This window comes from Pseudomonas sp. AL 58, assembly GCF_036348395.1.
GTDB lineage: Bacteria > Pseudomonadota > Gammaproteobacteria > Pseudomonadales > Pseudomonadaceae > Aquipseudomonas > Aquipseudomonas defluvii.
Genome location: NZ_JAZBQR010000012.1, coordinates 156,297 through 169,400 on the forward strand (window position 1 = coordinate 156,297; position 13,104 = coordinate 169,400).

Annotated in this window: 10 protein-coding genes; 7 read left to right on the forward strand and 3 right to left on the reverse strand. The window is 59.8% G+C overall.

The genetic code is table 11. From position 1 onward, the window contains the following. The first annotated feature begins 100 nt into the window (after positions 1 to 100). Positions 101 to 1,006 carry a LysR family transcriptional regulator gene (locus UIA24_RS15090; RefSeq protein WP_330523193.1) on the forward strand — a complete coding sequence of 302 codons (906 nt, stop codon included), beginning with the start codon at positions 101 to 103 and terminating at the stop codon, positions 1,004 to 1,006. Positions 1,007 to 1,135: 129 nt separating this feature from the next. Continuing rightward, positions 1,136 to 2,569: an MDR family MFS transporter gene (locus UIA24_RS15095; protein WP_330523201.1), complete on the forward strand. Its 1,434-nt coding sequence runs from the start codon at positions 1,136 to 1,138 to the stop codon at positions 2,567 to 2,569. Here UIA24_RS15095 and UIA24_RS15100 read toward each other — a convergent pair. Together UIA24_RS15100 and UIA24_RS15105 are read right to left on the reverse strand one after the other, a co-directional pair. Next, entirely contained in the window at positions 2,566 to 3,453 is an 888-nt protein-coding gene (locus UIA24_RS15100) for a DMT family transporter (RefSeq protein WP_065758694.1), read from the reverse strand. The genes UIA24_RS15095 and UIA24_RS15100 overlap by 4 nt on opposite strands. A 158-nt stretch (positions 3,454 to 3,611) precedes the next feature. Further along, positions 3,612 to 4,244: a TetR family transcriptional regulator gene (locus UIA24_RS15105; protein WP_065758695.1), complete on the reverse strand. Its 633-nt coding sequence runs from the start codon at positions 4,242 to 4,244 to the stop codon at positions 3,612 to 3,614. A gap of 259 nt (positions 4,245 to 4,503) precedes the next feature. Here UIA24_RS15105 and UIA24_RS15110 point away from each other — a divergent pair, with 259 nt between their 5' ends. From UIA24_RS15110 to UIA24_RS15130, 5 genes are all read left to right on the forward strand, one after another. Next, on the forward strand, positions 4,504 to 5,664 hold the full coding sequence (locus UIA24_RS15110) for an efflux RND transporter periplasmic adaptor subunit (RefSeq protein WP_330523194.1): 1,161 nt from the start codon (positions 4,504 to 4,506) through the stop codon (positions 5,662 to 5,664). Between the two features lie 3 nt (positions 5,665 to 5,667). Continuing rightward, positions 5,668 to 8,820 carry an efflux RND transporter permease subunit gene (locus tag UIA24_RS15115; RefSeq protein WP_099775672.1) on the forward strand — a complete coding sequence of 1,051 codons (3,153 nt, stop codon included), beginning with the start codon at positions 5,668 to 5,670 and terminating at the stop codon, positions 8,818 to 8,820. Continuing rightward, positions 8,817 to 10,268, forward strand: a complete 1,452-nt coding sequence (locus tag UIA24_RS15120) for an AdeC/AdeK/OprM family multidrug efflux complex outer membrane factor (protein WP_099775673.1) — start codon at positions 8,817 to 8,819, stop codon at positions 10,266 to 10,268. The genes UIA24_RS15115 and UIA24_RS15120 overlap by 4 nt, the downstream gene beginning before the upstream one ends. A gap of 365 nt (positions 10,269 to 10,633) precedes the next feature. Beyond that, positions 10,634 to 11,887 carry an OprD family porin gene (locus UIA24_RS15125; protein ID WP_065758699.1) on the forward strand — a complete coding sequence of 418 codons (1,254 nt, stop codon included), beginning with the start codon at positions 10,634 to 10,636 and terminating at the stop codon, positions 11,885 to 11,887. Between the two features lie 226 nt (positions 11,888 to 12,113). Continuing rightward, positions 12,114 to 12,620 (forward strand): Mpo1 family 2-hydroxy fatty acid dioxygenase, encoded by a 507-nt coding sequence (locus tag UIA24_RS15130; protein ID WP_099775674.1) that lies wholly within the window; start codon positions 12,114 to 12,116, stop codon positions 12,618 to 12,620. Between the two features lie 84 nt (positions 12,621 to 12,704). Here UIA24_RS15130 and pcaC read toward each other — a convergent pair whose 3' ends face one another. Next, complete coding sequence (gene pcaC / locus UIA24_RS15135; RefSeq protein WP_065758701.1) at positions 12,705 to 13,097, reverse strand: 4-carboxymuconolactone decarboxylase; 393 nt, start codon at positions 13,095 to 13,097, stop codon at positions 12,705 to 12,707. Positions 13,098 to 13,104 lie beyond the last annotated feature (7 nt).

Here is a 13,104-nt window from a genome sequence, read left to right on the forward strand (position 1 = left end):
GAGTTGCACTGAAGTCATCAATGAGGAACAGCTTAGTTGCATGATCCGTCGCAAAAAATGCGATCCTTGGACATAGTTTGTTTCTGAAATCGGGCAAATCATGGACCGTCTGACTGCAATGCGGGTGTTTGTGACCGTGGTTGACCTCGGCAGCCAATCGGCTGCCGCCGACCACCTGGAGCTTTCACGCCCGGTCGTTTCGCGCTACCTGGCAGAGCTCGAGGACTGGGTCGGTGCACGGCTGATGCAACGCACTACGCGCAAACTGAGCCTGACCGCAGCCGGCAACGAAACGCTGCCGCGCTGCCGACAAATGCTGGAAATGGCCGGCGACCTGCAAGCGGCGGTCAGGCGGCCGGATGATGCGCCACACGGTGAACTGCGCATCAGTGTCAGCACCTCGTTCGCTCATGCGCAGTTGGTCGAAGCTGTCGCCGACTATGTGAAGCGCTATCCAGACGTGAAGGTCGACCTGCAGATGCTCGACCGCACCGTCAACCTGGTGGATGAACGCATTGATCTGGCGATCCGGACCAGCAATGACCTTGATCCCAACCTGATTGCACGGCGCCTGACGGTCTGTCGTTCAGTGATCTGCGCGTCACCCGCGTACCTGCGCGAGCACCCGGCACCACAACGGGTCGAGGACCTGGCCCGGCACAACTGCCTGACCCACTCCTACTTCGGCCACAGCCTCTGGCATTTCGAGGTTCACGGCGAGGCCGTCTCGGTTCCGGTGCAAGGCGCTATCAGCGCCAATGAGGCACTGACGCTGCAACGGGCTACCTTGGCCGGGGCCGGTATCGCAATGCTGCCAACCTACCTGGCGGCCGAGTCGCTGCGCAGCAAAGCGCTGATCCGGTTGCTGCCGGATGCCAAGCCACGCGAGCTGAATCTGAATGCGGTGTACACCTCACGCAAGCATATGCCCGCGACCTTGCGCAGCATGCTCGACTTTCTCGCGGAGCGCTTCAACGCCGAACCGGCATGGGACATCGGCCTTTAGCTCGTTACGCCTCTGGCGGATTAGAAAAGTCGACGCACGCAGGTAAACTGGCCACTCACTTTTCTCCAAGGTTTGTCCGTGAACGCTCCTTTGCCCCCAACCGTCCTGCGTAGCGTATTGGTCGCCCTGATGCTGGCAATTTTCCTTGGCGCACTGGACCAGACCATCGTCGCCGTGTCGATGCCAGCCATTTCGACCCAGTTCAACAATGTCAGCCTGTTGGCCTGGGTGATATCCGGTTACATGGTGGCGATGACGGTGGCCGTGCCGATCTACGGCAAACTGGGCGATCTGTATGGGCGTCGGCGGATGATTCTGTTCGGAATCGGCCTGTTTACCCTGGCCTCGGTATTCTGTGCCCTGTCGCAGAGTATGGAGCAACTGGTAGTCGCCAGGGTACTGCAGGGCATCGGTGCTGGCGGGATGATCTCGGTCAGCCAGGCAATCATTGGCGACATCATTGCACCGCGCGACCGTGGGCGCTATCAGGGCTATTTCAGCAGTATGTATGCCTTGGCCAGCGTCACTGGGCCCGTGTTTGGTGGTTACCTCACCGAATACCTGTCCTGGCATTGGGTGTTCTGGTTGAACCTGCCTCTGGGTCTGCTCGCCTGGTGGATCGCTCGACGCACCTTGCGCGTACTGGTCATCCCTCAGCGGACGGCGGTGATCGATTACCTGGGTAGCGTGCTGCTGGTGGCCGGGCTCGGTACCCTGCTGATGGCCATTACCCTGATCGGCCAAGGCTACGCCTGGAACAGCCAGGAAATGCTCGGTTTACTGAGTACTGCCGTGGTCGGGCTGGTGCTGTTCGTGGCCCACCAGCGGCGAACACCCGAGCCCTTGTTGCCATTGAAGCTGTTCAGCAATCGCACAGCAGTACTGTGCTGGTGCACTATTTTCATGACCAGTTTCCAGGCCATTTCGCTGTCTATGCTGATGCCCCTGCGCTTTCAAAGCATCACGGGTGCGGGTGCCGATAGCGCAGCGCTTTACCTGATGCCGCTGGCCATCGGCCTGCCCATCGGGGCCTACACGGGCGGGCGGCTGACTGCCCGCAGCGGTCGCTTCAAGCCGCAGATCCTGACCGGTGCGCTGTGCATGCCGCTGGCAATCATCGGTATGGCGTTGACCCCGCCAGACGCATGGCTGACCAGTGCGACCTTCATGCTGCTGACCGGCATTGCCTCAGGCCTTCAGTTTCCAACCTCGCTGGTCGCCGCGCAGAGTTCTGTTGAACCATGTGATATTGGCGTCGCCACCAGCACCACCAACCTGTTCCGCGCACTCGGCGGCGCAATTGGTGTGGCCAGCATGTCAGCGCTACTGCTGGCAATGCTGGGGCATACAGGCCCGATTCAGCCTGGCATGAGTGAACACGGCCTTACCAGCAACATCCTGCTCGACAGCCTGAACACCGTGGATGGCCCAGCATTGCAAGCCTTGCGCAGTGCATTGAGCCTGACCTTCCGCGACGTCCTGCTGGGCAGCGCCTTGATCTCGCTGCTTGGCCTGGGTGCCGCTCTCAGGCTGCCCAATCAACAACTGCGTGGGCGCACTTAGGCGCCCCGGCGTTGAACCCAGGCTACCGCCAGCCCGCTGACGCAGATGATGGTAATGCCAACCACACCGAACAGGTCCGGCGTGTGGTTGAAGACCAGGTAGCCAAACATCCCGGCAAACAGGATCTGCCCATAACTGAACGGCGCCAGCATCGCTGGAGCGGCATGCCGAAATGCCTGGGTCAGCAACATGTGGCCCAGCATGCCGCAGGTCCCAAGGCCAATCATGAACAGGCCGTGGGTCAGGGTAGGCACTGTCCAGAAAAACGGCACCAGTGCGGTCATGATCAGGCTGTTGAGAATACCGGTGAGAAAGTTACTGGTGGTTGGGCTATCAAAGCCGCTGAGCTTGCGCGTCAGCAACTGGTAGCCACCGAAACAGAGCGCCGAACACAACGGCAGGATAATCGCCGGGGTGAACAGCGCGCCCCCCGGGCGCACCACAATCAACACCCCGACAAAACCACCAAGCACCGCCAGCCACTGGCTGCGACTGACCTTCTCGCCCAGCAGCGGCACCGACAGTGCCGTCACCAGCAAGGGGGCCAGGAAGTTGACCGCCGTGGCTTCGGCCAGTGGGATGTAACGCAGGCCAGTAGTGAAGAACAGGCTGGTACCAATCAGACACAAGGCCCGTGCCAGTTGCAACCCCGGGCGCCGAGTACGCACCACCGCCGAAAACCCCGCACGCGGCACAAAAACCGCAAGCATCAGCAGTGTATGCACCACATAACGCGCCCAAACCACCATCACAATGGCATAGAAACCAGACAGGTATTTGGACAAGGCGTCATGGCTGGCAAACAACAGCACCGCCAGGCAGATCAAGGCAATACCTTTGAGCGGCCGTTCGGCACCACCAAGCTTCGGGTTCAGGGCTCTCATGGTAGGACTCGATGAAAAATAATTAATTAGCCTGCTAACTACCAGAGCGCAGACACTCCGTGAGAACGGAACCTGTCGACGTCACCTGAACGAGGCCTTGGGCACAACTGGACCTTGGAAACAAATAGACGCAGTTACTCACAATCCTTCACAAACTCTTATTTGCGCAAGGCTGGGCTCAAGCGCAGCATATCAAGGCCGGTGTCCACCCACAGTTCGGCATCCTTGAACAAGTCGAAGCTCTCGGGTAACAGCAGCCAGCGTTTGATGATGCCGTCTATGTAAGCATGTATTGCAATGGCGGCTCGCTCTGGGTCTACATTGGCGGGGAGTTGACCTCGCCTTATGGCATTGGCCAACGACAACGTGATGTGTGCATGGCAGTCAATGGTCGAGTTCTGGCGCTGCTGGCGAATGTCACACATGTCATCGGTGAACTCACACTTGTGATGCAGGATTTCATTGATGCGCCGCGTCTTAGGGTCGAGTACCAAGTGCTGCATGAGTTGAATGAGCAGTTTGCGCATGCACCCCAACGGGTCGGCTTCCTCCTCGCTCTCACTCGCCCTTGCCAGCTCATCAAGCGGTTCGCGCAAAGTATCGAGCATGGCCTGAACCAGCTCGGCCTTGTTGTTGAAATGCCAGTAAATGGCCCCCCGGGTCACCCCTGCCAGCTCTGCAATATCGGCCAGGGTGGTGCGCGCCACCCCGCGTTTGTAGAAGGCTTTCTCCGCAGCCTCAAGAATCTGGCTACGGGTTTCCTGGGCTTCCTCTTTGGTTCGACGGACCATGGCAGTACAACCTCATCAAGGGGCCGGGCGCGCCGTGGGCGCTCGGGTTCGGTGCCGGGCAAGTGTCTACTGAGCCAGTTCCCGGGGGTTAATTCAGGCCTCGCTGCAGTCGGGTAGACCGAACGAGAGGTGTTTACAAACAGCCGTGAATGTAAGTATATTCGTTAGTAAGCTACTTATCCACTCGACGCCATTTTTTCTCTCATTCAATTTCCACTACTCTTGAGCGTCTTCAGCTCTCAGCGACCCGAGGATCTCCATGCACTTCAAACCAGCTGTTACTGCTCTGGTTTCCGCCGTCGCCCTGGCAACACTGCTCAGCGGCTGTAAGAAGGAAGCGGCGGCGCCTGTCGCACAGCCCCCCCAGGTGGGTGTAGTCACCCTTCAACCTCAAGCCTATACCCTGACCACGGAACTGCCGGGACGTACCACCGCGTACCGGGTCGCAGAAGTTCGCCCCCAGGTTAACGGCATCATTCTCAAGCGTCTTTTCACTGAAGGCAGCGAGGTCAAGCTCGGCCAGCAGCTGTACCAGATTGACCCATCGGTGTATGAGTCGACCCTGGCCAGTGCCCAGGCCAACCTGCAATCAACCCGTGCGCTGGCTGAGCGCTACAAGCAGTTGGTTGCCGAACAGGCTGTGAGCCGTCAGGAATACGACGACGCGCAAGCCAAACGTTTGCAGGCTGAGGCCACCCTAAAAAGCGCCCAGATCGACCTGCGCTACACCAAGGTACTGGCACCGATCTCCGGCCGCATTGGCCGCTCGTCAGTCACCGAAGGTGCGCTGGTGAACAATGGCCAGGCCGATGCCATGGCCGTCATCCAGCAGCTCGATCCGATCTATGTTGACGTCACCCAGTCCTCGGTCGAGCTGCTCACGCTGCGCCGCGAACTGGAAAGCGGTCAGTTGGAAAAGGTCGGCAGCAATGCCGCCAAGGTCCAACTGACCCTTGAAGATGGCAGCAGCTATGCCCATGCCGGGCGCCTGGAGTTCTCCGAAGTCTCGGTCGACCCCACCACCGGCTCGGTGACACTGCGCGCGGTGTTCCCTAACCCTGACCACAACCTGCTGCCAGGCATGTTCGTGCATGCCCAGCTCAAGGCGGGCGTCAAGAACGCAGCGATCCTGGCTCCGCAACAGGGCGTGACCCGCGACCTGAAAGGTGCTCCAACCGCATTGGTCGTCAATCAGGACAACAAGGTCGAACTTCGCCAGCTCAAGGCAAACCGTACCGTCGGCAACCAATGGCTGATCGAGGAAGGCCTGAACCCGGGCGACCGCCTGATCACCGAAGGCCTGCAGTTCGTCAAACCGGGCATCGAGGTCAAGGCACGCGAAGCCACCAACGTCCAGTCGGCCCAGCCAGCCAAGCCAGCCCAGGCCAATGCAGCGACTGCAGAGGCCAAAGGGGAGTAAACCATGTCGAGATTCTTTATCGATCGCCCGATCTTCGCTTGGGTGATCGCCTTGGTGATCATGCTGGTCGGCGCACTGTCGATCCTCAAGTTGCCAATCAACCAGTATCCAAGCATCGCTCCACCGGCCATTGCCATCGCCGTGACCTACCCAGGTGCTTCGGCGCAGACGGTGCAGGACACCGTGGTCCAGGTGATCGAGCAGCAGCTCAACGGGATCGACAACCTGCGTTATGTGTCCTCGGAAAGTAACTCCGATGGCAGCATGACCATCACGGCGACCTTCGAGCAGGGTACCAACCCCGATACCGCGCAGGTCCAGGTGCAGAACAAACTGAACCTGGCCACCCCGCTGCTGCCGCAAGAAGTGCAGCAACAGGGTATCCGCGTTACCAAGGCAGTGAAAAACTTCCTCATGGTAATCGGCCTGGTGTCCGAAGACGGCAGCATGAGCAAGGACGACCTGGCCAACTACATCGTCTCGAACATGCAGGACCCGATCTCGCGTACCGCCGGTGTCGGTGACTTCCAGGTGTTCGGTGCCCAGTACGCGATGCGTATCTGGCTCGACCCGGCCAAGCTGAACAATTTCCAGCTGACCCCGGTGGATGTGAAGACGGCGGTTGCCGCGCAGAACGTCCAGATATCCTCCGGCCAGCTCGGCGGCCTGCCCGCCCTGCCCGGCCAGCAACTGAACGCAACCATCATCGGCAAGACCCGCCTGCAAACCGCCGAGCAGTTCGAGAAGATCCTGCTGAAGGTCAACCGCGACGGCTCGCAGGTACGCCTGGGTGATGTCGCCAAGATCGGTCTGGGTGGCGAAAACTACGCGGTCAGTGCCCAATTCAACGGCAAACCGGCTTCGGGCCTGGCGATCAAGCTGGCAACCGGCGCCAACGCGCTGGATACCGCCAGGGCGCTGCGCAAGACCATCAGCGAACTGGAGCCGTTCTTCCCGCAAGGCATGAAGGCGGTCTTCCCGTATGACACCACGCCAGTGGTCACCGAATCGATCAGCGGGGTTATCCACACCCTGATCGAAGCCATCGTGCTGGTGTTCCTGGTGATGTACCTGTTCCTGCAAAACTTCCGCGCCACGGTCATCACCACCATGACCGTACCAGTGGTGTTGCTGGGTACCTTCGGCATCCTCGCCGCCGCCGGTTTCAGCATCAACACCCTGACCATGTTCGGCATGGTGCTGGCCATCGGCTTGCTGGTGGACGATGCCATCGTTGTGGTGGAAAACGTCGAGCGGGTGATGTCCGAAGAGGGTCTGTCACCCAAAGAAGCAACCAAAAAATCCATGGGCCAGATCCAGGGCGCCCTGGTCGGTATTGCCCTGGTGCTGTCGGCAGTACTGTTGCCCATGGCGTTCTTTGGCGGCTCCACCGGGGTGATCTACAAACAGTTCTCCATCACCATCGTCTCGGCCATGGCCTTGTCGGTACTGGTAGCGCTGATCTTCACCCCGGCACTGTGTGCCACCATGCTCAAGGCGGTGCCAAAAGGTGAGCATCACGTTGCCAAACGTGGCTTCTTTGGCTGGTTCAACCGCAACTTCGACCGCAGCGTACGCAGCTACGAGCGCGGCGTGGGCAGCATGCTGCGGCACAAGGCCCCCTACCTGTTGGCCTACCTGATCATCGTCGTCGGTATGGTCTGGCTGTTCACCCGCATTCCAACGGCGTTCCTGCCAGAGGAAGACCAGGGTGTACTCTTCGCCCAGGTGCAGACACCTGCAGGCTCCAGCGCCGAGCGCACACAGGTGGTCATCGACCAGATGCGCAGCTATTTGCTGGAGCAGGAGTCGGATACCGTCAGTTCGGTGTTTACCGTCAACGGCTTCAACTTTGCCGGTCGTGGTCAGAGCTCGGGCCTGGCCTTCATCATGCTCAAGCCATGGGACCAGCGCTCTGCTGAAAACAGCGTATTCAACCTGGCCAAACGTGCTCAACAGCATTTCTTCACCTTCCGTGATGCCATGGTGTTCGCGTTCGCCCCTCCGGCAGTACTGGAACTGGGCAACGCCACCGGCTTCGATGTGTTCCTCCAGGACCGCGCCGGTGTCGGCCACGCCAAGCTGATGGAAGCCCGTAACCAGTTCCTCGGTATGGCCGCGCAAAGCAAGGTACTGACTGCAGTACGACCGAACGGCCTGAACGATGAACCGCAGTACCAACTGACCATCGACGACGAACGCGCCAGTGCCCTGGGTGTGACCATCGCCGAGATCAACAGCACACTGTCGATTGCCTTGGGTGCCAGCTACGTCAACGACTTCATCGACCGCGGTCGGGTCAAGAAGGTCTATATCCAGGGTGAGCCCGGCTCACGGATGAACCCGGAAGACCTGCAGAAGTGGTATGTGCGCAACTCGATCGGTGAAATGGTGCCGTTCTCCTCCTTCGCCAAAGGCCAGTGGATCTATGGCGCACCGAAGCTGTCGCGCTACAACGGTGTTGAAGCCATGGAGATCCTGGGTGCGCCGGCCCCGGGCTACAGTACCGGTGAAGCAATGGCTGAAGTCGAGCGCCTGGCAGCGCAACTGCCCGCCGGTATCGGCTATTCATGGACCGGTCTATCCTACGAGGAGCGGTTGTCCGGCTCGCAAGCCCCAGCCCTGTACGCGCTGTCGCTGCTGATGGTGTTCCTCTGCCTGGCAGCACTGTATGAAAGCTGGTCGATCCCGATTGCCGTCATGCTGGTCGTGCCGCTGGGGATCATCGGTGCGCTGGCTGCCACCAGCCTGCGCGGTCTGTCCAACGACGTGTACTTCCAGGTCGGTCTGCTGACCACCATCGGGCTTGCTGCAAAAAACGCGATCCTGATTGTCGAGTTCGCCAAAGAGCTGCATGAGCAGGGTCGCAGCCTGATCGACGCCGCAGTGGAAGCCTGCCGGATGCGTCTGCGCCCGATCATCATGACGTCGCTGGCGTTCATTCTCGGCGTGGTACCTCTGGCTATCTCAAGCGGTGCGGGCTCGGGCAGCCAGCATGCTATCGGTACCGGCGTTATCGGCGGGATGCTGACCGCCACGGTACTGGCCATTTTCTGGGTACCACTGTTCTTCGTCAGTGTGTCGTCGCTGTTCGCCAGCAAGAAGCCTAAAGCCGACGCCACCCCCGAAACTCCACGCTATGAGGCTGGGCAATGAGTAAGTCCCTGTTGTCCCTGGCGGTCACCGCTTTCATTCTTGGCGGCTGCTCGCTGATTCCCGATTACCAGACGCCCGAGTCGCCAGCGGCGGCTCAGTGGCCGCAAGGCCCGGCCTACTCGCCAACCGAGTCGGCCGAGGTCGCGGCAGCCGAGCAAGGCTGGCGTCAGTTCTTCCATGACCCGGCACTGCAGCAGCTGATTCAGACGGCGCTGGTCAACAACCGCGACCTGCGGGTTGCGGCATTGAACATCGACGCCTACCGGGCGCAGTACCGCATTCAGCGCGCCGACCTGTTCCCGGCCGTTTCGGCCAATGGCAGTGGTAGCCGTCAGCGTGTACCCGGCGATGTCTCCAGTACCGGCGAAGCAACGATCAACAGCCAGTACTCGGCCACACTCGGCGTCAGTGCCTATGAGCTGGACCTGTTTGGCCGTGTCCGCAGCCTCAGCGAACAGGCACTGGAAACCTACCTGTCCAGCGAGCAAGCACGCCGTTCGACACAGATCAGCCTGGTGGCCAGCGTGGCCAACGCCTACCTGACCTGGCAAGCAGACCAGGCCCTGCTCAAGCTGACCGAGGAAACCCTCAAGACCTACGAGGAAAGCTACCAGCTGACCAAACGTAGCAATGAAGTCGGCGTGTCGTCGGCACTGGACCTGAGCCAGGCGCGCACGTCGGTGGAGGGTGCCAGGGTGAAGTTGGCCCAGTACCAACGCCTGGTTGCACAAGACCTGAACAGCCTGACCGTGCTGCTCGGCACCAGCGTGCCGGCCAACCTCCCGGCCAGCCAGGAACTCAATGCCGACCTGCTTAGCGAAGTACCGGCAGGCCTGCCTTCCGAGCTGCTGCAACGCCGTCCGGACATCCAGGAAGCCGAGCACCTGCTCAAGGCCGCCAACGCCAACATCGGTGCGGCAAGGGCTGCATTCTTCCCAAGCATCAGCCTGACGGCCAACGCCGGCACCCTCAGCCCAGACATGGGCGGCCTGTTCAAGGGTGGCTCTGGCACCTGGCTGTTCCAGCCGCAGATCAACCTGCCGATCTTCAACGCGGGTAGCCTGCGTGCCAGCCTGGATTACTCGAAAATCCAGAAAGACATCAACGTCGCCAAGTACGAGAAAACAATCCAGACCGCGTTCCAGGAAGTCTCCGATGGCCTGGCAGCACGCCAGACCTTCAAAGAGCAGCTGCAAGCCCAGCGTGACCTGGTCGCTGCCAACCAGGACTATTACCGTCTGGCCGAGCGTCGCTACCGTATCGGGATCGACAGCAACCTGACCTTCCTCGATGCCCAGCGCTCGCTGTTCAGCAGCCAGCAGGCGCTGATCGCCGACCGCCTGTTGCAACTGGTCAGCGAGGTCAACCTGTACAAGGCACTCGGTGGCGGCTGGCATGAACAAACCGTTCAGGATCAGCAGGCGTCAGCGCAGGCTTCGAAGAACTGATTGCGTCGGCAGCAATCTGCTGCCTTGCCTGGGCTCATGACCCAGGCAAGCCACTCGTTGAAAACCACCCTCGCGGTGGTTTTTTTTGCCCCCACGAAAAAACGCTACCTGGCCTGCTTACCCTGGCAGCACCGATGCCTGCACGGCCATCGCAGCCACGTGAATGCCGCAAAAAATTATGTACCACCTAGTTAGTGTTCGTTTATCGCACAGTACCGTTTGCAACGAATTGATTCACCCCCACCGCTCGCAGCACCATCCTCTCGCCGCTTTGAAACACTGATCATTCAGCTCAGCACCTCGATCCGTGACGGCTGAACGTTACGGTTGAAGGCCTCGGCCCAATAAAAACAAGAGACACCACAATGAATACCTTCCAACCCGCACGACACGTGTTTTCCGGCTTGTTGATGACCACCTGCGCGCTGCCTGCACTGGCCAGCGAAGGCGGTTTTGTCGAAGATGCCAAAGCCACGCTCAACCTGCGCAACTTCTACATCAATCGCAACTTCGTCGACCCGGCAAACAAACAAGGCAAAGCTGAGGAATGGACCCAAAGTTTCATCCTTGATGCCAAGTCCGGCTTCACCCAGGGGACCGTCGGCTTCGGCGTCGATGTACTGGGCTTGTACTCGGTCAAACTCGACGGCGGTAAAGGCACCGCAGGCACTCAATTGCTACCGGTTCATGATGACGGCCGCCCAGCCGACAACTTCGGTCGCCTGGGCGTGGCATTGAAAGCGAAGGTGTCCAAGACCGAGCTGAAAGTCGGCGAATGGATGCCGGTGCTGCCGATTCTACGTTCGGACGATGGCCGCTCGTTGCCGCAAACCTTCCGCGGTGGCCAGATCACCTCTCAGGAGATTACCGGCCTTACGCTCTATGGTGGCCAGTTCCGTGGCAACAGCCCACGCAATGACGCTAGCATGGAAGACATGTACATGAACGGCAAGCCAGCCTTCACTTCCGACCGCTTCAACTTTGCCGGCGGCGAATACAGCTTCAACGAAAAGCGAACATTGATCGGCCTGTGGAATGCCGAACTCAAGGACATCTACAACCAGCAGTACATCAACCTTGTTCACAGCCAGCCACTGGGCAACTGGACCCTGGGTGCCAACCTTGGTTACTTCATCGGCAAGGAAGACGGCGCTGAACGGGCCGGCAAACTGGATAACAAGACCGCGTCAGCCCTGTTGTCGGCACGCTACGGCAGCAACACCTTCTATGTTGGTCTGCAGGACGTCAGTGGTGACAGCGCCTGGATGCGGGTCAACGGCACCAGCGGCGGCACCCTGGCCAACGACAGCTACAACTCCAGCTTCGACAACGCCAAGGAACGCTCCTGGCAATTGCGCCATGATTTCAACTTCGCCAGCCTCGGTGTACCCGGGTTGACCTTGATGAACCGCTACATCAGCGGCGACAACGTGCAAACCAGCAGTGTCGACAATGGCAAGGAATGGGCACGAGAATCGGAGCTGGCCTATGTCATCCAATCCGGCGCCTTCAAAGACCTCTCGTTCAAATGGCGCAACTCGACCATGCGCCGGGACTTCAACACCAACTCCTTCGACGAGAACCGCCTGATCGTCAGCTACCCGATCGGTATTCTGTAAGCACCGCAACGTCTAGCCTGTCGAGGTTCCGCCACGGTTCGCCAGCTGTTTGAGGCGAACCGGGGCGAGAACCTTGATCCCGTTAAATCCCCGCACGCCGCTCCCCCTCCCCTGTAGCACGCTATCCTGCACAGAAATGCGCAACCGCTCACACCTGTGGCCTTGAATCGGCTGCATACGCCAGGTATGACGGTTATTCATTTGACGCTCGACGGGAGGAACTACAATGAAAAACCTCGCCACATACCTCAGTCAATACGCTGCGTATCACCGTGATCCACGCAACATCGCCACGCATTTCATTGGTATCCCGCTGATTGTTGTTGCAGTGACGGTACTGCTGTCGCGCCCGGGCCTGTCGCTGATGGGGATGTGGCTGTCACCTGCACTGCTGGTGGCCTCTGCTTCGGCCTGGTTTTACCTGCGACTGGACACACACTTTGGCCTGGTGATGGGCGCACTGCTCGGTCTGTGCCTATGGGCTGGCGAGCGGCTGGCAGCACAAAGCACTGCCGTCTGGTTTAGCGCAGGATTGGGGCTGTTCGTGGCAGGCTGGGCCATCCAGTTCGTCGGACATTATTACGAAAGGCGCAAACCGGCGTTTGTCGATGACATCAGCGGGCTGATCATCGGACCGCTGTTCATCGTCGCAGAAGCGGCTTTCATGCTTGGGCTGCGGCCCGACCTGAAAGCGGCTGTGGAAGGCAGCGCCGGGCCGGTGACCAGGCGTTAGAAGGACATGGTGCTGTAAAGGCCAGCGCCTGCAACAGACGCGGGAACGTCTATGTGCAGGCGCCGTTTTTTCAGGTCGTCGAGGTCACTCGCGCGACTCAACCCCCAGCTCATCCCACACTGACTCTGCCAGGTGGAAGGTGGCATTGGCCGCTGGAATCCCGCAATAGATAGCGCTCTGCATCAGCACTTCCTTGATTTCGTCGCGGGTGACGCCATTATTGGCCGCCGCACGCAAATGCAGCTTCAGCTCGTCATTACGGTTCATGCCGATCAACATCGCAATGGTGATCAGGCTACGGGTATGCCGCGGCAAACCCGGACGGGTCCAGATATCGCCCCAGGCATGACGGGTGATCATTTCCTGGAACTCGCTATTGAAGGCCGTCAGGTTGTTCAGGCTGCGATCGACGTGTGCGTCGCCCAGCACGGCACGACGGACCTTCATACCTTCTTCGTAACGCTGTTTCTCGTCCACACCTAAC